16 protein-coding genes are annotated in these 18,573 nt (G+C 64.8%); 7 read left to right on the forward strand and 9 right to left on the reverse strand.

Going from position 1 to position 18,573, the window contains the following annotated elements; all coding sequences use genetic code 11:
• Positions 1–98: 98 nt before the first annotated feature.
• Entirely contained in the window at positions 99–1,589 is a 1,491-nt protein-coding gene (locus AC1DCF_RS15380; protein WP_441789714.1) for an SDR family NAD(P)-dependent oxidoreductase, read from the reverse strand.
• Between the two features lie 69 nt (positions 1,590–1,658).
• Here AC1DCF_RS15380 and AC1DCF_RS15385 point away from each other — a divergent pair, with 69 nt between their 5' ends.
• Positions 1,659–2,261, forward strand: coding sequence for a mycothiol-dependent nitroreductase Rv2466c family protein (locus tag AC1DCF_RS15385; RefSeq protein ID WP_477211796.1), 603 nt, complete (start codon positions 1,659–1,661; stop codon positions 2,259–2,261).
• Positions 2,262–2,361: 100 nt separating this feature from the next.
• Here AC1DCF_RS15385 and map read toward each other — a convergent pair whose 3' ends face one another.
• Positions 2,362–3,228 (reverse strand): type I methionyl aminopeptidase, encoded by an 867-nt coding sequence (map, locus tag AC1DCF_RS15390; protein WP_477211797.1) that lies wholly within the window; start codon positions 3,226–3,228, stop codon positions 2,362–2,364.
• A 12-nt stretch (positions 3,229–3,240) separates the two neighbouring features.
• Between map and AC1DCF_RS15395 the strand changes: the two genes are divergently transcribed.
• Positions 3,241–3,429: an SPOR domain-containing protein gene (locus AC1DCF_RS15395; RefSeq protein ID WP_477211798.1), complete on the forward strand. Its 189-nt coding sequence runs from the start codon at positions 3,241–3,243 to the stop codon at positions 3,427–3,429.
• Here the strand turns inward: AC1DCF_RS15395 and panB are convergent, their stop codons facing one another.
• Positions 3,430–4,293, reverse strand: coding sequence for a 3-methyl-2-oxobutanoate hydroxymethyltransferase (panB, locus tag AC1DCF_RS15400; protein ID WP_477211938.1), 864 nt, complete (start codon positions 4,291–4,293; stop codon positions 3,430–3,432). It lies immediately after the preceding gene.
• 90 nt (positions 4,294–4,383) lie between these two features.
• On the opposite strand from panB, the gene AC1DCF_RS15405 reads away from it, so the two are divergent.
• Positions 4,384–5,721 (forward strand): glutamine synthetase family protein, encoded by a 1,338-nt coding sequence (locus AC1DCF_RS15405; RefSeq protein WP_441789718.1) that lies wholly within the window; start codon positions 4,384–4,386, stop codon positions 5,719–5,721.
• A 24-nt stretch (positions 5,722–5,745) separates the two neighbouring features.
• Positions 5,746–8,751, forward strand: coding sequence for a bifunctional [glutamine synthetase] adenylyltransferase/[glutamine synthetase]-adenylyl-L-tyrosine phosphorylase (locus tag AC1DCF_RS15410; protein WP_477211799.1), 3,006 nt, complete (start codon positions 5,746–5,748; stop codon positions 8,749–8,751).
• 49 nt (positions 8,752–8,800) lie between these two features.
• Here AC1DCF_RS15410 and AC1DCF_RS15415 read toward each other — a convergent pair whose 3' ends face one another.
• The 3 genes from AC1DCF_RS15415 to glnA form a co-directional block, all read right to left on the reverse strand.
• A complete protein-coding gene (locus AC1DCF_RS15415; RefSeq protein WP_477211800.1) occupies positions 8,801–9,415 on the reverse strand; it encodes a hypothetical protein in 615 nt (204 codons plus the stop codon).
• A 278-nt stretch (positions 9,416–9,693) separates the two neighbouring features.
• Positions 9,694–10,125 (reverse strand): SRPBCC domain-containing protein, encoded by a 432-nt coding sequence (locus tag AC1DCF_RS15420; protein WP_477211801.1) that lies wholly within the window; start codon positions 10,123–10,125, stop codon positions 9,694–9,696.
• Between the two features lie 161 nt (positions 10,126–10,286).
• Positions 10,287–11,711, reverse strand: a complete 1,425-nt coding sequence (gene glnA / locus AC1DCF_RS15425) for a type I glutamate--ammonia ligase (protein WP_441789721.1) — start codon at positions 11,709–11,711, stop codon at positions 10,287–10,289.
• Positions 11,712–11,997: 286 nt separating this feature from the next.
• Here glnA and AC1DCF_RS15430 point away from each other — a divergent pair, with 286 nt between their 5' ends.
• Both AC1DCF_RS15430 and AC1DCF_RS15435 read left to right on the forward strand, forming a co-directional pair.
• Positions 11,998–12,600 carry a hypothetical protein gene (locus AC1DCF_RS15430; protein WP_477211802.1) on the forward strand — a complete coding sequence of 201 codons (603 nt, stop codon included), beginning with the start codon at positions 11,998–12,000 and terminating at the stop codon, positions 12,598–12,600.
• 9 nt (positions 12,601–12,609) lie between these two features.
• On the forward strand, positions 12,610–13,038 hold the full coding sequence (locus AC1DCF_RS15435; protein WP_477211803.1) for an RDD family protein: 429 nt from the start codon (positions 12,610–12,612) through the stop codon (positions 13,036–13,038).
• A 48-nt stretch (positions 13,039–13,086) separates the two neighbouring features.
• Here the strand turns inward: AC1DCF_RS15435 and AC1DCF_RS15440 are convergent, their stop codons facing one another.
• Positions 13,087–13,797, reverse strand: coding sequence for a DUF4191 domain-containing protein (locus tag AC1DCF_RS15440; RefSeq protein WP_477211804.1), 711 nt, complete (start codon positions 13,795–13,797; stop codon positions 13,087–13,089).
• Between the two features lie 176 nt (positions 13,798–13,973).
• Between AC1DCF_RS15440 and AC1DCF_RS15445 the strand changes: the two genes are divergently transcribed.
• Positions 13,974–15,617 carry a hypothetical protein gene (locus AC1DCF_RS15445; protein WP_477211805.1) on the forward strand — a complete coding sequence of 548 codons (1,644 nt, stop codon included), beginning with the start codon at positions 13,974–13,976 and terminating at the stop codon, positions 15,615–15,617.
• 46 nt (positions 15,618–15,663) lie between these two features.
• On the opposite strand, the gene AC1DCF_RS15450 is transcribed toward AC1DCF_RS15445, so the two are convergent.
• Both AC1DCF_RS15450 and lpdA read right to left on the reverse strand, forming a co-directional pair.
• Entirely contained in the window at positions 15,664–17,070 is a 1,407-nt protein-coding gene (locus AC1DCF_RS15450; protein ID WP_477211806.1) for a 2-oxo acid dehydrogenase subunit E2, read from the reverse strand.
• 66 nt (positions 17,071–17,136) lie between these two features.
• Positions 17,137–18,510: a dihydrolipoyl dehydrogenase gene (gene lpdA, locus AC1DCF_RS15455; RefSeq protein ID WP_441789727.1), complete on the reverse strand. Its 1,374-nt coding sequence runs from the start codon at positions 18,508–18,510 to the stop codon at positions 17,137–17,139.
• Positions 18,511–18,573: the final 63 nt, after the last annotated feature.

The raw sequence follows: 18,573 nt of genomic DNA on the forward strand, positions 1-18,573 counted from the left end.
GTGAGACAGCCCCGATGTGCGCTGTGCGGCGAAGAGTGCCGCACAGCGCACTGTGCTGACTACTTGGCGCCAGTCGATTGAGCCGCCAGCGGCAATGGCTACCAGGTGCCGGGCTTGTAGTCCTTCATGAAGACACCGGTCAGATCTTCGCCGGCCTCGCCGCGCACGATCGGGTCGTAAACCCGCGCCGCGCCGTCCACCAGGTCGAGCGGAGCGTGGAAGCCCTCTTCGGCCAAGCGCACCTTGGTCGGGTGAGGCCGCTCGTCGGTGATCCAGCCGGTGTCGACGCTCGTCATCAGAATGCCGTCGCTGAGCATCTCCTTGGCGCTGGTTCGTGTGAGCATGTTCATCGCAGCCTTCGCCATGTTCGTGTGCGGGTGGCCTGGACCCTTGTAGCCGCGACCGAAGACACCCTCCATCGCTGAGACGTTGACGACGTAGGTGCGTCGGGCCGGTGACGAGGCCATGGATGCGCGCAGCCGACTGACCAGGATGAATGGCGCCGTCGTGTTGCAGAGCTGCACTTCGAGCATCTCCAGCGGATCGACGTCTTCGACGTTCGCCGTCCAGCTGTTTTCCTTGTGCAGATCGGGAACGAGGCCGCCGGCGTCGATGGCGGTGCCTGCCGCGAGGCGGGCCAGCGACGAGGAGCCGGGTGCCAGCGCCAGGTTGGTCAGGTCTTCGGCGGTCAGCGGTCCGGCGCCGGCGAGCGACGCGGCGGCCAGAATCGGGTGGCTGGCGACCGAAGCGGCCAGGGCAAGCGGATGCGCATCGTTCGTGTGCCCGAAGCTCACGATCTCCGGCATCTCGCCCTCGGGCAGCGGCGACGACTCCGCCTCGACCAGCGGGGAGTAGGAGCCGGGGGAGCGGCGCACGGTCTGCGCAGCGTTGTTGATCAGGATGTCGAGCGGACCCTGCTCGGCCACGGAATCGGCCAGGCCGATCACCTGGGCCGGATCGCGCAGGTCGATGCCGACGATGCGCAGGCGGTGCAGCCAATCGGCGGAGTCGGGCATCGCGGCGAAACGGCGCACCGCATCGCGCGGGAACCGCGTCGTGATCGTCGTGTGCGCGCCGTCGCGCAACAGCCGCAGTGCGATATACATGCCGATCTTGGCGCGTCCCCCCGTGAGCAGGGCACGCTTGCCGGTGAGGTCCGTGCGGGCGTCACGCTTGGCGTGGCTCATCGCCGCGCAGCTCGGGCAGAGCTGGTGGTAGAACGCGTCAACCAGGGTGTAGCGCTGCTTACAGATGTAGCAGGGGCGTGCGACGAGCAGCTCGCCGGCGGTGGGGGCATCCGTGCCCCGTGTCAGTTGGGCGCCACGCGTTTCGTCGTCGATGCGGGTCGGAGCGCCTGTTGCGGTGGCGGCGATGACGTCGCGGTCGGCTTCGGCGATGGCCTGGCGCTTTTCGGCGCGGCGCACGACCTTGACCGACTTGAACATCTTGGCGGTCGCCTGGCGCACCGTCGTGAAGTTGGGGTCGTCGGGGTCGACGTCGGCGAGCGACGCCAAAACCCGCAGGGTGACCTCAAGGTCGTGAGGGTCGATGTGCGAGGCGGTCGCGGGGGATTCAGGCTCCGAGGTCATCAGATAATTCTACGATGACCACGCTGGGAGTCGGCGTTGCATGCAGGAGCCCACGTTTAGGGTTATCGCATGACTGATTCCGTTGAGTTCTGGTTTGACCCGTCGTGCCCTTGGGCCTGGATGACTTCCCGCTGGGTGGATGAGGTGGCCGCGCAGCGCGATCTCGACGTCACCTGGAATGTGATGAGCCTGGCCGTGCTCAACGAGAACAACGATGTCAGCGAGGAATACAAGGCGTTCTTCCCGCGTGCACTCAAGTACACCCGCCTGGTCGCGGCGGCGAAGGAAGTGCACGGCCAAGAGATCGTCAAGCCGCTCTACGACGCTCTCGGAACCCGCATTCACCCCGGCGGTAGCAACGACCCCGACGAGGTCATCCCCGCCGCACTGGCCGAGCTCGGCCTTCCCGCCGAGTTCGCCGCGCACGCCGACAGCGACGCGCACGACCCGCAGATGCGCGCCAGCCACTTCGAAGGAATCAGCCGGGTCGGCCAGGATGTCGGCACGCCCGTGATCTCGGTCAACGGCGTCGCTTTTTTCGGCCCGGTGGTTTCGCCCGCGCCGAAGGGCGAGCAAGCCCTCGCGCTCTGGGACGGTGTCGTCGCGGCTGCGGCCTACGACGGCTTCTTCGAAATCAAGCGTTCGCGCACGCGCGAGCCGATCTTCGACTAACGAGCCAACCCGCCGCATCCGCCGAGTGTGGCCGTTCAGACCGAGAGTCGCCGTTCCTGCGGCGATTCTCGGCAGAAACGGCGACTCTCGGCACGTTGAGCTACGGGAGCGTCAGAATTTCGGCACCACGCTCGGTCACCACGAGAGTGTGCTCGAACTGTGCGGTGATGCTCTTGTCTTTGGTCGTGACCGTCCAGTCGTCGGCCCACATGTCCCACTCGTGGGTGCCGAGGGTGAGCATCGGCTCGATCGTGAAGACCATGCCCGGTTCCATCACCGTGTTGTAGGTCGGGGCAGAGTCGTAGTGGGGGATGATCAGGCCCGAGTGGAAGGCCTCGCCGACGCCATGACCGGTGAAGTCACGCACGACACCGTAGCCGAAGCGCTTGGCGTAGCTCTCGATGGCCCGACCGATCACGTTCACCTCGCGGCCGGGGGCAACGGCCTTGATGCCGCGGGCGAGCGCCTCACGCGTACGCTCCACGAGATCGGTGACCTCGGTGCTCGCCTCGCCGACGATGAACGTCATGTTGCTGTCGCCGTGCACACCGTTCTTGAAGGCGGTGATATCGATGTTCACAATGTCGCCGTTCTCCAGCACCGTGTCGTCGGGGATGCCGTGACAGATCACTTCGTTGACCGAGCTGCAGAGCGACTTGGGGTAACCGCGGTAGCCGAGCGTTGACGGGTACGCGCCGTGAGCAATCACGAACTCGTGCCCGATGACATCCAGCTCTTCGGTTGTCACGCCGGGACGCACAGCACGGCCGACGGCCTCGATCGCCTGCGCCGCAATCCGACCCGACTCACGGATCAGCTCGATCTTCTCCGGCGAGTACACGTCGGAGCCGGTGAAGGGCGACGGCCCCTTCTTTCCAACATATTCCGGACGCGGAATAGAAGAAGGGACGGGACGGGTCGCTGAGACCGTTCCAGGAACAAGGTGACCGGCAGAATCCTTAGGCATAGGATCAAGCTTATGGCCGAGGACACTGAGAAACTGTTTTGGTACAACATGCGCACCGGTGATGTCGAGCAAGGCTACGTCTCACCGTCGATCGATCGCGTTGGTCCATTCAACACGCGCGAGGAGGCTTCGCACGCCCTGGAGAAGCTGCGTGAGAACAGCGCCAAGTGGGCTGAGGAAGACCGCGAAGAGGGTCGCTAGCTACTCGTAGTTGTGTTCCGGCGCCGGGTACGCGCCGGTGGCGACGTCGTCTCTGAACTGATGCACGGCATCATTCAGAACGTTGCGCACATTCGCGTATTGCTTGACGAACCGGGGAACCCGGCCTTCGCTCATGCCCGCAAAATCAGTCCAGACCATCAGTTGGCCGTCGACATCCGGTCCGGCGCCGACGCCGATCGTCGGGATTTCCAGCCGCTTGGTCACTTCGGCGGCCACTGAGCCCGGCACCATCTCCAGCACGACGGCGAACGCGCCGGCATCCTGAACGGCCAGGGCATCTTCGATCAATTTCTCGGCGCCTGAACCGCGGCCCTGGATGAGGTGCCCGCCCAGCCCGTGCTCGCTCTGGGGCGTGAAGCCGATGTGTGCCATCACCGGGATACCGGCCGAGACGATGCGCTTGATCTGCTTGCGGCTGCGCACCCCGCCCTCGAGCTTGACCGCGTGTGAGTGTGACTCCTTCATGAAGCGCACTGCGGTGTGCAATGCCTCTTCCTTGCCGCCTTCATACGAGCCGAACGGCATGTCGGCAATGACCAGCGCGCGCTTCACAGCCAGCGCCACCGCGCGGGTCAACGGAATGAGCTCGTCAACAGTAACCGGCAGGGTGCTCTCGTAACCGAAGACGTTGTTGCCCGCCGAGTCGCCCACAAGCAGAAAGTCGATGCCGGCCTGATCGAAGATCTGCGCCGTCATCATGTCGTAGCTGGTCAAACCCGTGATCGGGATACCCTGCTGTTTCGCCGTCTGAAAGTGCCGGGTGCGCACCCGTTTGGGTCCGGCCGGAGCCGCCCCATACGGATTCTGTTCTGAGGGCGTGCTTGAGGCGTCTGATGCTGTCATCTCTGGCATGAGTTCAGTGTAGTCACGGCCCGATTTCGCTCGTAAACCAGGACAGAGCAAGTAGCCTAGACACGACAAGAAAGGGCGTGGATGGATAAGCAACGCGACTTCGTACTTCGAACTATCGAGGAACGGAGCATCAAGTTCATTCGACTCTGGTTCACGGATGTCGTCGGCACCCTCAAATCAGTTGCCATTGCGCCCGCAGAGGTCGAGGGAGCCTTCATCGAAGGCCTCGGGATCGACGGCTCGGCCATTGAGGGACTGACCCGGTCGTTTGAGGCCGACGTGCTCCTGCATCCGGACCCCACCACGTTCCAGATTCTGCCCTGGCGCGGTGAAGTCGACCCGACCGCTCGCATGTTCTGCGACATCACCACGCCCGACGGGCAGCCGGCTGTCGCCGATCCGCGCAACGTCCTGAAGCGCACCCTCGCGAAGGCCGCCGAACGCGGGTTCACGTTCTACACGCATCCAGAGATCGAGTTCTACCTGCTGAAGTCGTCGAAGGTCGGCAAGGACGGGCCGGTTCCGGTCGACTCGGCCGGCTACTTCGACAACGTTCCCGGTGGCACCGCCCACGACTTCCGTCGCCGTTCCGTTCGCATGCTCGAAGACCTCGGCATCTCGGTGGAGTTCAGCCACCACGAGGCCGGCCCCGGTCAGAACGAGATCGATCTGCGCTATGCCGACGCGCTCACCACCGCCGACAACATCATGACCTTCCGCACGGTCATCAAAGAGGTGGCCATCGAACAGGGCGTCTACGCCACGTTCATGCCGAAGCCGATGTCGGACCACCCGGGATCGGGCATGCACACCCACGTGTCGCTGTTCGAGGGTGACACCAACGCCTTCTACGAAGCCGGTGCGCAGTACCAGCTGTCGAAAATCGGTCGTCAGTTCATCGCCGGCCTGCTGCGTCACGCGCCGGAGATCACTGCGGTCACCAACCAGTTCGTCAACTCCTACAAGCGTCTCTGGGGTGGCGACGAAGCTCCGAGCTTCGTCTGCTGGGGTCACAACAACCGTTCAGCGCTCGTGCGTGTTCCGCTCTACAAGCCCAACAAGGGCCAGAGTTCACGCATCGAGTACCGGGCCATGGACTCCGCGGCCAACCCCTACCTCGCCTACTCGCTCATGCTTGCCGCCGGCCTCAAGGGCATCGAAGAGGGCTACGAGTTGCCGCCCGAGGCAGAAGACAACGTCTGGAGCCTGACCGACACCGAACGTCGTGCGCTCGGTTTCCACCCGCTGCCGGCCAGTCTCGATCAGGCCATCGAAGCAATGGAGAACTCAGAGCTCGTCGCCGAAACGCTGGGGGAGCAGGTGTTCAACTACGTGCTACTCAACAAGCGTCAGGAGTGGAGGGACTACCGCGCCCAGGTGACGCCGTTCGAGCTTCGCAAGAACCTCGAGATGCTCTAACCGCCAGGGGTGTAACGCAACACCATGGCACGTGATCAACTGAACCTCACTGCGCTGGCCCGCGTCGGCTTCAGCGAGCTCAGCGCCGTGCGCGCTCGGCTCGCTGAAGCCGAGGACCTCGGTGCTCCCGACACGGCCGAATTGTTGCCGATGCTGGCTCGGGCGGCGAGTCCGGATGCCGCGCTCGGCTCGCTGCTCGAGCTGCTCCGTCAGTCGCCGGAGCAGGTGAAGGCGCTCCTGGCCGACCCGGTCGCCGCCCAGCGTCTGCTGGTCGTGCTCGGCGCCTCAGACGGGGTGGCGGAATTCTTCTTGCGGCATCCGTCTGAGCTGTCGGTGCTCGCCGCCACCCGCACCGACGTTCCGGATGCCGCCGAACTCCTGGCCGACCTTCTCGACTCCGTCGGGGCCGTCAACGGTTTTGCGACGCTCGTCGCCGAGCCGGCCTGGGTCGCGCTGCGCGTCCGCTACCGGCGGCGCCTGGCCGAACTCGCGGCCTTCGACCTCGAGCAGGAGGATCCCGTCGCCGGGGTTCCCCGCATCGCCGAAACGCTCGCGCATCTCGCCGCTGCCGCACTGGAGGCCGCGCTGGCCGTTGCCCGCACTATGTCGGCTGCCGAGGTTCCCGCTCCGGGCGTCTATCCGACGGCCGAGGTCACCGCCACCCGGTTCGCGGTGATCGGAATGGGCAAAGCCGGCGCGTCTGAACTCAACTACGTCAGCGACGTCGACGTCATCTTCGTGGCCGCCGGCGACGAAGAGGCCGGGCTGTCCAGCGCGCGCGCTGTCGAGGTCGCCACCCGCCTGGCCATTGTGATGATGCGAGGCATCAACGAGGCGGCGCTGGAACCCGAGTTATGGGAAGTCGACCCCAATCTCCGCCCCGAGGGCAAAGACGGCGCGCTCGTGCGTTCTTTGGAGTCGCACCTCGCCTACTACGACCGGTGGGCGAAGAGTTGGGAGTTCCAGGCGTTGCTCAAGGCGCGTCCGCTTGCCGGCGATCTCGAACTCGGACGTACCTATGTCGACGCCCTGGCGCCGAAGGTGTGGTCGAGCGCGAGCCGCGACAACTTCGTCGAGTCGGTGCAGCGAATGCGCGAGCGCGTCACGGCCAATATCCCCGACGACGAGGTCGACATCCAGCTGAAACTGGGTCCCGGCGGCCTACGCGACATCGAATTCACCGTGCAGCTGCTGCAGCTCGTGCACGGGCAAGTCGACCCGGCGGTGCGCCAGCCGGGCACGCTGCCCGCCCTCACAGCGTTAGCCGACGCCGGCTATATCGGCCGTGCAGAAGCCACCGACTTCGCCCACGATTACCGGGTGCTGCGATTGATGGAGCACCGGCTTCAGCTCGCCCGTCTCCGACGCACCCATCTGCTGCCGCGCGATGAGGAGCACTTGCGGGTGCTGGCCCGCGCAACCGGCTTGGCCACGAGTGCGGCAGGCCTCCGCACGCTCTGGTCGGAAACGAAACAGCGAGTGCGTGGGCTGCACGAGCGACTGTTCTACCGCCCGCTACTCTCCGCAGTCGCTGCACTTCCGGCTGAGGGATTGAACCTCACGAGCGGGCAGGCTGAGGCCCGCCTGGCGGCGATCGGTTTTCGCAACACCGCCGGCGCCCTGGCCCATATCGCCGCGCTCACCGGGGGAGTGTCCCGCCGGGCGACGATTCAACGGCACTTACTACCGGTGCTGTTGCAGTGGTTTTCGGAGGGTGCTGACCCGGACTACGGACTTCTCGCGTTCCGCCGGCTGAGCGACGACCTCGGCTCGACGTATTGGTTCTTGCGCATGCTACGGGACTCCTCGGGGGCGGCCGAGCGGCTCACCCGGGTGCTCTCCGGATCGCGTTTCATCGGCGAACTCCTCGAAACCATTCCCGAGGCCGTCGCCTGGCTTGAAGATCCCGATGATCTGCGCCCACGCCCGCTGTCGGTGCTGCAGGAAGAGGCCAGGGCGGTTCTGTCCCGCCATTCCAGCGCGGATGCCGCGGCCGGCGTCTTGCGCACCGCGCGCCGCCGTGAAGTGCTGCGTCTCGCTTTCTCCGCGCTCCTCGGCGAGCTCAGCCTCGACGAGCTGGCGCGCGGCCTGTCGGATGTCACGGCGACCCACATCCAGGCGGTCACTGCCGCAATTCGCGGGAGCGGCCTCGCCGCCGACGAAGGCGACGGCGACGGCATCGAGTTCTGCGTGATTGCCATGGGACGGTTCGGTGGGGCCGAGCTCGGTTTCGGTTCCGACGCCGACGTGATGTACGTCTTTCGTGCCGCGGCCCTGGAGGGCGATGCCGCTCACGACCGTGCCAAGTTCATCGTGCGCGAGCTCAACCGGCTCACCGAAGACAATCGGTTGCCGCTCGATCTCGACATCGGGTTGCGGCCAGAGGGCAAGAACGGCGTTGTCGTGCGGTCGCTGGACTCCTACGCCGCGTACTACCGTCGCTGGTCGCTGACCTGGGAGGCGCAGGCTCTCCTCCGCGCGCGTGGCGTTGCGGGTAACAGAGATCTACTGCGCGACTTCGAAGAGATCGCTGACACCGTGCGCTACCCGACGGCGATCGCCGAGCAAGACGTGCGTGAGGTCAAACGCATCAAGGCCCGGGTCGAGAGCGAGCGTTTGCCGCAGGGCGCAGACCCGACCCGGCACCTGAAGCTCGGCCGCGGGTCGTTGAGCGACGTCGAATGGTTCGTGCAATTGCTGCAGTTGCAGCACGCTGCGGACATCCCGGCGCTTCGCTCGACTTCGACGCTGCACACCCTGCACGAAGCGAGTTTGGCCGGACTGGTCGCCGAGCCGGATGCGGCGACGCTGCGTGCGGCGTGGGTGTTCGCGTCGCGGGCGCGGTCGGCGATCACCCTGTGGACGAACAAGACCTCTGATGTGCTCCCCATCGATCGCACCCAGCTCGAGGGGATCGCCCGAGTGATGGAGTATCCGCCCGGGTCGGCCAACCAACTCGACGAGGACTACCTTGCCGTCACCCGTCGCTCGCGTGCAGTCTTCGAGCGGGAGTTCTACGGGCCGGCCTAGCCACGCTGCTCTCTGTGCCGGCCGTCTGAGCACCTAAAAGAGCGAGCATCTAAAAGAGGCTGAGATTCCAGAGGCGCGGGCGCGGAGTCGTATATGAGTCAAAAACGGTAGCTGTGGCATCTGGACCGGCTTCAGTAACGAGGACATCGTTGCCGAATTCTTGGTGAATTTGATCCGCGATCGCAGATGTCAGCCCCCGAACTGAAATAACGACCTGGGGACCCGGGCCAATGCCGCTCGACCTGATGTCGATGCCCTCCGCGGAGAGAGATCCGAATCTGCTGGTCACCAGATCGTTCTGTTCCGTCACCGAGGAATAGGTACGGGGCGCGGGTTCGAACGTCACCAGCGTGGGATCGGCCGAGGCAGCCTGCAAGAGCGCGGATTCGAGAGACAGCGTTGGGTTGATGAGGCGAACGATCAAGCCATCCCCGGCCGCATTAAACTCGACGCCCCCAAAGGAGCTCGCAAACTCAGTTGTTGCGCCGACGCTCGCAAGGGCGTCTGCCGTTTGAATCAACGTCATGGTGGTGGAGGCATCTTGGGAGGTCGACAGCGGCCGTTGTGGTTCTGAGGCGGCCGACGGCAGCCCACTCAGGACGACGGCCCCAGCGGTCAGGCCGAACGCCACAATGATTCCAGCCGTTTTTTGCAATACGTTCACGACAACCCCCTTGAGAAACACCGCGTTCTGGCTCTCGCTTCACAACGCTGCGTGAAATCAGTCCTTGATGCTCCCGAAATCCTGTCACAACGTGAGCGGCCTGTCGAGGGTCCCGCTCGTATGGACGGGCTGCCGTTGGTGACGGTTTGTGCAGCTCGTTGCGGACTGAAGTAAGTTCAGCCAGGTGAATTGGCCGGGGTTCGCGTGCGTTGTTCGAGCGGGAGTACGGGCCGACTCAGTCGTATCTGCCTGCTGGGCCTGGCGAGTAGCGAGAAGCTCTACTCGTGCTCGGCGATGGCCTTCACCTTCGCGACCAGGCGATCCCACATCTCTTTCGAATGCGCGGCAGCTGCGGCGCTGGGATTATTGTCTTGCGACAGCGTGAGCGTCGTCGTGTCGCCCTCATCATCGAGAGTCCATGTCAGCGTATGGCGGTTCTCCGGCGCATCCGTTTGTCCGCTCAACGGACTGAAGTGGGTGTTCACGAGTCGTCGGCCCGGTTCGATTTCCACGATCACGCCCGTGTCGGCGTAGGGCTTGCCCTCCCAGATGCCATGCCAGGCAATCGGACCGCCGACGGACCAATCGGTCTCGACATCCGTGCCGAACATGAACTCCTTGATCGCTGCAGGGTTGGTGAGTACCTGCCACACTCGCTCCCGCGGCGCGATAATCGTGATGCTCGAGGTCGCTACATAGTTCTCGGCCATCGTGTCTCCTCCTCGTTCGCCAGCATTCTGGTGCGGGCTGTGTCAGCTCGCTGGCCGCCACGCTACTCCGCAGGCCCGACAACCCCCTTGCGCACCCGCCGTTAACGACGTTGGGGCCGAATCCTCGAAAGGATGCGGCCCCAGCGTGTGCGCTGTGCGGCTTAGACGCCGTAGTACAGCTCGTACTCGAACGGGTGCGGACGTGCAGCGAGCGGCTTGATCTCGTGCTCGCGCTTGAATGCAATCCAGGTCTCGATGAGCTCCGGCGTGAAGACGTTGCCGGCGAGCAGGAAGTCGTGGTCGGCTTCCAGCGCGTCGAGCGCGGCGTCGAGCGACGCCGGCAGCTGCGGGATGTTCTTGGCTTCTTCGGGCGGCAGCTCGTAGAGGTCCTTGTCGACCGGTTCGTGCGGCTCGATACGGTTTTTGATTCCGTCGAGGCCGGCCATCAGCTGGGCGGCGAAGGCGAGGTACGGGTTGCTCGCGCCGTCGGGCACGCGGAACTCGATGCGCTTGGCCTTCGGGTTGGTTCCCGTGATCGGGATGCGGATGCATGCCGAGCGGTTTCCGGCCGAGTAGACCAGGTTGACCGGGGCTTCGAAGCCCGGAACCAGGCGACGGAACGAGTTCACGCTCGGGTTGGTGAAGGCGAGCACAGCCGGGGCGTGCTTGAGCAGGCCACCGATGTACCAACGGGCCAGGTCGGAGAGTCCGCCATAGCCGGCCTCATCGTAGAACAACGGCTTGCCGTCGGCCCAGAGCGACTGGTGGGTGTGCATGCCAGAGCCGTTGTCGCCGAAGAGGGGCTTCGGCATGAAGGTGGCGGTCTTGCCCCACTCGTGCGCCGTGTTCTTGACGATGTACTTGAACTTGAGGATGTCGTCGGCTGCGGCGACCATCGTGTCGAAGCGGTAGTTGATCTCGCCCTGTCCGCCGGTGCCCACCTCGTGGTGGCTGCGCTCGAGGATGAGTCCGGCGTCGATCAGCTTGAGGCAGATGTCGTCGCGCAGGTCGGCGTGCTGGTCGACCGGGCTGACCGGGAAGTAGCCGCCCTTGAAGGGGGTCTTGTTGGCGAGGTTGCCGCCCTCTTCCTTGCGGCCCGAGTTCCAGGCGCCTTCGCTGGAGTCGACCGAGTAGAAGCTGGAGTGCTGGTTCACTTCGTAGCGCACGTCGTCGAAGATGTAGAACTCGGCCTCGGGAGCGAAGAACGCGGTGTCGGCGATGCCGGTGGAGGCGAGGTATTTCTCGGCCTTCTTGGCAACCTGACGCGGGTCCTTCGAGTAGATCTCGCCGTTGCGCGGGTTGTAGATGTCGAAGAGCATGATGAGCGTGCGCTCGGCGCGGAACGCGTCGATGTACGCCGTGGTGACGTCGGGGATCAGCTGCAGGTCCGACTCGTGGATCGACGCGAAACCGCGGATCGAGGAGCCGTCGAACAACTGGCCGACGGTGAAGAACTCCTCATCGACTGTTGCTGCCGGGATGTTGAAGTGCTGCTGCACACCCGGCATGTCGGTGAAACGGATGTCGAGGAACTTGACATCGGTTTCTTTGATGAATTTGAGCACTTCTGAGGAATCGCGGAACATGCTGGAACTCCAAACGGCGTGGTTCTGGGACAGTCGCGCACTGCGGCCATGGTCGAGCGTAGTCGAGCGTCGTTTCTCGAGAGTGACGCGAATGTTTCGCGCATGTTACGTGGCGCCCCCGCGAACTGCCTCGTTCTTGCTCGACCAACGTCGCAGGACTAGATTCACGAGCAAACGAACCAGGGTGGTGGCATCAGTGACGCACCATCGCGAAACCGAGAATGTCCGACGGAATCCCGTACCAGCAGCCGCAGCCAGCGTGATGCACCGCGCTCCCGCTCGACGCATGGCGATCATCGCGTTGGGCGCCCTCTGCGGACTGGCCTGGGCCGCAGGGTTTCGCGCCTACATGGTCGAACTCGCCGGCGCCGCATCTGCCTTCTCATGGTGGGGCACATTCGGCGCGTTACTCCTCCCGGGCGCCCTGGTCGGCGGACTGCTCGGCTGGGCTGAAGTGATGAGACGCGACGGCGGGCGCAGAGGATGGCGCTGGCTCGCACTCGCGCCGCTCGCGTTTGCGATCGCCCCACTCCTCGGTCCCGGAGCGATCGTCGTCCTGTTGACGCAAGGTCTCGGCGGTGGGGCCGTCGCGGTAGCCCTGATCGGACTCGGTGGCGGCTACGCCGTGTCCCGCCGGGGTCCGGGCTGGGCGCGCATTCTCTGCGGAGTTGTGAGCGCCGCCCTGGCTATAGCACTCGTACTCGCGACTCCCGCGATTGGCGGTTCCCGCCTTGCCCTCACCGAACCGAGGGGTGCCTGGGTCGGAGTGTTGGCGTTCTCCTTCCTCATTCTGCTGGCGCTTGCCTCGGCCATCCCGCACCGGCGGGTTTGCACGGCCACGGTCCCACCGTCGGTGCCCGGCGGCACATCGTCCAGACGCGCTGGTTAGAATTGAGACGTGTCTGACTCCTCATCGAAATCCGTCTCTTTTGGGCAGCTTGCCCCGAGCGAATGGCCGGGGGAGCGCCTCGGTCTTCCCGAACGTGGACCCCGCTCTGTGGCACGGGTCGGGCGCCGCTTCGCTGCTTTGGCGATCGACTGGGCTCTCGCCGTCGTCGTGTCGAGCCTCTTCTTCGACTACAACGGCTTCGCCACGACGCTCGTCTTCGTCGGCATGCAGATCATCTTCATCCCCACACTCGGCGGCAGCATCGGCCACCGCCTGCTCGGTCTGCGCGTCGTCGCATTGGCAGGCGGCTGGGTCGGCCCCTGGCGACCGGTCGTCCGATCGGTGCTACTCGGCATCGTCGTACCGGCACTCGTCTGGGACTCAGACCAGCGCGGCTTTCATGACAAAATCGCCGGCACGGTTCTGATCCGCGCGTAGCGAACCGAGATACCGTGCCGGCGATGAATGACGCTGGCGGGGTGAGGCCTAGCGGCCGCGCTGCGGACGTGCCTTGAACGGGTCGACGCCCTTCGGAATCGGCAGTGCGGTTCCGAGCGAGCTGAGACGGTTGTTGACCGCGAGCACTTCGGCCTTGGTGAGGGTCGGCTTGATGCGCGTCAGGCGACGGGCCAGCTTGTGCAGCGGCACGGCATCCGCGTCGGGGCCAACCGAAATCGTCGTCACTGTAACGTTGCCGAGCACCTTGGTGACCTTGCGACGCTCATCGTCGATCATCCGAGCGGTGCGGGAACGCGGGCCCTCGCTGATCAAGACGACGCCACCACGGCCGACAGCCCGGTAGACGGCATCCTGCGTCTTGCCGTTGACGGCAACCGGCATTTCGCTGCCGACCCAGCCGCGCTTCAACGAGCTGCGTAGAACGGCGCCGACGGCGCCCGGCTGGCCTTCGATCTGGGAGTAGGCGGCCTTCTCGGCACGACGGCCGAGAATGATGAGCATGGCCAACACGCCACCGAGAACGCCGGCGACGATCCAGAGCACCAGCGACAGCACGTTGCCGGGCGAGAAGATGAAGGCAAGTGCAAGACCGAGCGCAACCGGAACGAGGAACGCCAGAATCAAGAAGAGTGTGATCTTCGAGTCGTAGCGTCTCGTCATCTGGAAGACCTGCCACATTTGCTTCAAGCGGCCTGGTTCTTTGGGTTTGCGGGGAGTCTTATCCTTGCTGCGTGCCATGGTTCTAACACTACCGAGTCCGTCGAATGCCGCGTGACCGATTCCGGCCCCTGACTGACGCTCAATCCTCGTTTCAGCAGATTCCGAGGTTCTCACCAGGGCGTGTGACTGGCCGGTTATCCACGAATCGTGACAGGTAGCGGATGTCCGAGCGCCGGTCAACGACGATGGCAGGCGTGAGATCACGCAAACAGAAGTCGCCTCATGCCGGCGACCCCCTCAGCCCAGTTGATGCCGTGACGTGGAACGTCGAGCCGACACCGACGGCAGCGGCTGAGAGATTGTCGGAGATTGCCGGCTACCAGCTCGGACGGAAGCTCGGCACCGACGCCGACGCCGATCTCTACCTCGGCCACAGCGCGCATGGTGCACCTGGCGATGGCGCCTCAAACAACATCGTGACACTCAAGCTGTTTCGGACTGAGTCAGCGAGCTCCCAGATCGACCACGAGCTCGCCGTGCGGTCCGTGCTCGTCCCCGGTTCGATCGGTGCTCTTCACGACGTGGCGACCCTGGCCGACGGACGAGTGGTTCTGGTGCTGGAGCATCTGGCCGGCGGTTCCCTGGTTCATTACCTGCGCGCGTACACGCCGCTGTCCCCGGGCGAGGCCGTGACCATCCTGGCCCCGATCGTGTCCTCGCTCGCGGCGTTGCACGAAGCCGGGTTCGCCCTGCCCGACCTGTCGGTGACAGCGATCACGCTCACCGCCGAAGGGCGGCCTGTCATTGACAGGTTCGGTGCACTCGAGCTTCTCCCACCGCCGGCGACGGCTGCGCGAGTGCGCCGGGACCTGCTGCGCAACGACTACGAGCGGTTGATCAGAGTGATGCGCGAGGTTTTCGCAGCGGTTGACCCCGCCAGCGGCGGAGCACGGCATGCCGAGGGGATTGCGGGTTGGGGCGAAGAAGCGGCCGATCACCTCTCGATTCCTGAGTGTCTCGACGGGCTGGAAGCCGCATTGTTCGCGTGGGCGCCGGGCGAGGCGCTGCGGATGCGCCGACCGGTCGTCGCCCACGATGCACCGCTGACGGACTTCCCCCTGCGGAGGATTGAACAGGTCGCCGTGCCGCCGCCACGTGAGCGCGCTGTTGCGGAGCGACCGCCGCCAGTCGTGCGATTCGGAATCCAGCGTGCGGCCGATCGGATCGCGACTGCCCTCCGCGGCCCGTTTGCCGAGCGCGATAGTGCCGAGCATGGAGTAGCCGAGCTGAGCACGTTCTCGGCACGGCTGCGAAAACGTCTTCTTTCCCGGCCGATTCTGGTTGCGGCGGCTCTGGCGATCGGGCTCAGCAGTCTCGCTTTCGGCGCGCTATCGACGGGGGCGGTCGACGAAGAGGTTGCGGCCGAGAACTCCGATGCGGTGACCGCCGAGTCTGATCCTTTGCCAATCGTCGCTGGCACGGCTGCCGAACGTGAGGCGATCGCCGCTGACGACCCGGTGGCTGCTGCAATGGCCCTGCTCGCCATGCGAGCCGTCTGCCTCGCCGAATCGTCGGTGCTGTGTCTTGACACGGTGGATCAGGCCGGCTCGGCAGCGATGGCAGCTGACCGAAATACCGTACGCATTGCACAGCAGAATGCGGGCGATCCGGTGGTGCAGGTGTTCGAAATCGATGCTCGGCTCGTCGAACGGAACGGAGACTCGGCACTGGTTGAAGTCACCATGAAGCCGGCGGCGGAAGATTCAGCTGGCGCAACCGCAGCAGCGACTGAGCCAGGAGAAGCGCCGGCAGACGAACGGGGATACAGCAAACCGGCCTCGCTCCTGGTGATCAGGGGCGAGGCCGGTTGGCGTGTACGTGAGATCTTCGACTACTGATTCCGACAGACGCCACAGTGACGTGGGCTGTCAGAACCGATTCGACCTACAGGCCGAGGTTTGCTTCGAAAGCTCCGGCTTCCAGGCGCTTCTTCATGGTGACGAGGAAGCCGGCTGCGTCGGCACCGTCGATGATGCGGTGGTCGTACGACAGCGCCAGGTAGACGGTCGAGCGGATGGCGATCGAGTCGAGGCCGTCATTGGTGACAACGACCGGCTTCTTGTACACGATGCCGGTGCCGAGGATGGCGCTCTGCGGCAGGAAGACGACGGGGGTGTCGAAGAGTGCGCCACGCGAACCGGTGTTGGTCAGCGTGAACGTTCCACCGGACAGCTCGTCGGGCTTCAGCTTGTTCTCGCGAGTGCGCTCAGCCAGATCGGCGATCTGTGCTGCGAAACCTGCGATGTCGAGGCCTGCAGCGTCGCGCACGACGGGCGTGAGCAATCCGCGCTCGGTCTCAACGGCAATGCTGATGTTCTCCTGCGCCGGGTAGACGATGGAGTCGCCCTCGATCGTCGCGTTGATGATCGGGTTTGCCTGCAGCGCTTCGGCAGCAGCCAAAGCGAAGAACGGCAGGAACGAGAGCTTGTTGCCGGTCTTCGCCAGGAACTCGCCCTTGATCTTGTCGCGAAGAATTGCGACGCGGGTGACGTCAACCTCGACGACGGTGGTCAGCTGGGCTGACGTGTTCATCGAGATGACGGCGCGCTCGGCCACAACCTTGCGCAGTCGCGACATCGGGACGGTGGTGCCGCGCAGCGGTGACACTGCAACGACCGGTGCGGCTGCCGGAGCAGTCGAGGCCGAAGCCGAAGCGATGTCCTGCTTGCGGATGCGTCCACCGACACCGGTGCCGGTGATCGTCGACAGGTCGACGCCGGCCTCGTTGGCGAGCTTGCGCACAATCGGGGTGACGTAGCCGGAGGTGCCGGCGTGCGAGCCGCGGGCAGCCGGGGCTGCTGCGGGTGCCGGTGCGGCTGCGGGTGCCGGTGCGGCGACGGGTGCCGGAGCCGCAACCGGTGCCGGTGCGGCGACAGGTGCGGGAGCTGCAACCGGGGCTGGTGCGGCGACGGGTGCCGGTGCAACGGGTGCTGCTACCGGTGCGGCAACGGGTGCCGGTGCGGCGACAGGTGCCGGGGCGACGGGCGCCTCAGCGACGGGCGCCTCAACAACAGGTGCCTCAGCAACAGGGGCCGGTGCTGCGGCAGCAGCTGAACCGTCACCGATGGTGACGAGAATCGTTCCGACCTCGACGGTCTCGTCTTCCTGAACCAGGATTGCCTCGATCACGCCGGCGACGGGGGAGGGGATCTCCGTGTCAACCTTGTCGGTCGACACTTCGAGCAGGGGCTCGTCGACCTCCACGCGGTCGCCTACATTCTTGAGCCAGCGGGTAACCGTGCCCTCTGTGACACTCTCTCCGAGTGCCGGGAGGCTGACGGATTCGCTCATGCGCTTGTCTCCTTTGAAACCATTTGTCTGGGGTTAGATTAGTGAAATCAGTGAACCGGAAGCCGGTTACATTGCGTGAAGCGGCTTGCCGGCGAGGGCAAGGAACGCTTCGCCGAGTGCTTCGTTCTGCGTGGGGTGGGCGTGGATCAGCGGGGCGATGTCTTCTGGGTATGCTTCCCAGTTGACCGCCAGCTGGCCTTCACCGATCAGTTCGCCGACGCGGGCGCCGATCATGTGTACGCCGACGACGGGGCCGTCGTTGACACGAACAACCTTGACCGAACCCGTGGTGCCGATGATCGCGCTCTTGCCGTTGCCGCCGAGGTTGTACTCGTAGCTCGTGACCTGGTCAGCGCCGAACTTCTCAGCAGCCTTCGCTTCGGTGTAACCGACAGACGCTACCTCGGGGTCACAGTAGGTGACCTTCGGGATGTTGACGTCTTCAACGATGATCGGGTTCAAGCCGGCGAGCTCTTCGGCGACGAAGATGCCCTGCTGGAAACCGCGGTGTGCAAGCTGCAGGCCGGGAACGATGTCGCCGACGGCGTAGACGCCGGGCACGTTGGTGGCGAGGCGCTCGTTGGTGAGAACGAAACCGCGGTCCATCGCGATGCCGACTTCTTCGAAGCCGAGGCCGGCGGTCGACGGGCCACGGCCCACGGCGACGAGCAGGAGTTCGGCTTCAATCGTCTTGCCGTCTTCGAGCGTGACGACGACGCCGGTCTCGTTCTGCGTGACACTTGCAAAGCGCACGCCGAGCGAATACTCGATGCCGCGCTTGCGGAACGCGCGCTCCAGCTGCTTGGAGATCGACTCTTCTTCGTTCGGAACGAGGTGGGGCAGAGCCTCAATGATCGTCACGTCGGCGCCGAAGGACTTCCAGACGCTCGCAAACTCGACGCCGATGACGCCGCCGCCGAGCACGGCAACCTTCTTCGGAACGAAGTTCAGCTCGAGAGCCTGCTCGCTGGTGATGACGCGGCCACCGAGTTCGAGACCCGGAAGCGAACGGGAGTAGGAACCCGTGGCGAGGATGACGTTCTTGCCGACGATGGTGTCTTCGCCGACCTGCACGGTCGTCGGGGAGATCAGGCGACCTTCACCCTGGATGACCGTGATGCCGCGAGCCTTGATCAGGCCCTGCAGACCCTTGTACTTGCTCGAGACGATGCCTTCGCGGTACGCGGTGACGCCCTGGATGTCGATGCCACCGAACGTGGTCGACACCCCGTACTTCGACGACTCACGGCTCACATCGGCTACCTCAGCCGAGTGCAGCAGCGCCTTGGTCGGGATGCAACCACGGTGCAGGCAGGTGCCGCCGAGTTTGTCCTTCTCAATCAGACCAACGGAGAAACCGAGCTGGACTGCACGCAGCGCTGCTGCATATCCACCGCTTCCTCCACCGAGAACGACAATGTCAAAATTCTGTTCCGACACCCAGCTACTCCCTCGCGCATTACGAATTCAGCTACGACTCCGCCAACGGATTCATGATCTACA

This window comes from Leifsonia sp. 10L418 (assembly GCF_056395445.1).

Coding starts and splice junctions, on each gene's coding strand:
- AC1DCF_RS15380 (WP_441789714.1), bottom strand. CDS start 1,589: ATGACCTCGGAGCCTGAATCCCCCGCGACCGCCTCGCACATCGACCCT.
- AC1DCF_RS15385 (WP_477211796.1), top strand. CDS start 1,659: ATGACTGATTCCGTTGAGTTCTGGTTTGACCCGTCGTGCCCTTGGGCC.
- map (WP_477211797.1), bottom strand. CDS start 3,228: ATGCCTAAGGATTCTGCCGGTCACCTTGTTCCTGGAACGGTCTCAGCG.
- AC1DCF_RS15395 (WP_477211798.1), top strand. CDS start 3,241: ATGGCCGAGGACACTGAGAAACTGTTTTGGTACAACATGCGCACCGGT.
- panB (WP_477211938.1), bottom strand. CDS start 4,293: ATGACAGCATCAGACGCCTCAAGCACGCCCTCAGAACAGAATCCGTAT.
- AC1DCF_RS15405 (WP_441789718.1), top strand. CDS start 4,384: ATGGATAAGCAACGCGACTTCGTACTTCGAACTATCGAGGAACGGAGC.
- AC1DCF_RS15410 (WP_477211799.1), top strand. CDS start 5,746: ATGGCACGTGATCAACTGAACCTCACTGCGCTGGCCCGCGTCGGCTTC.
- AC1DCF_RS15420 (WP_477211801.1), bottom strand. CDS start 10,125: ATGGCCGAGAACTATGTAGCGACCTCGAGCATCACGATTATCGCGCCG.
- glnA (WP_441789721.1), bottom strand. CDS start 11,711: ATGTTCCGCGATTCCTCAGAAGTGCTCAAATTCATCAAAGAAACCGAT.
- AC1DCF_RS15430 (WP_477211802.1), top strand. CDS start 11,998: ATGGCGATCATCGCGTTGGGCGCCCTCTGCGGACTGGCCTGGGCCGCA.
- AC1DCF_RS15440 (WP_477211804.1), bottom strand. CDS start 13,797: ATGGCACGCAGCAAGGATAAGACTCCCCGCAAACCCAAAGAACCAGGC.
- AC1DCF_RS15450 (WP_477211806.1), bottom strand. CDS start 17,070: ATGAGCGAATCCGTCAGCCTCCCGGCACTCGGAGAGAGTGTCACAGAG.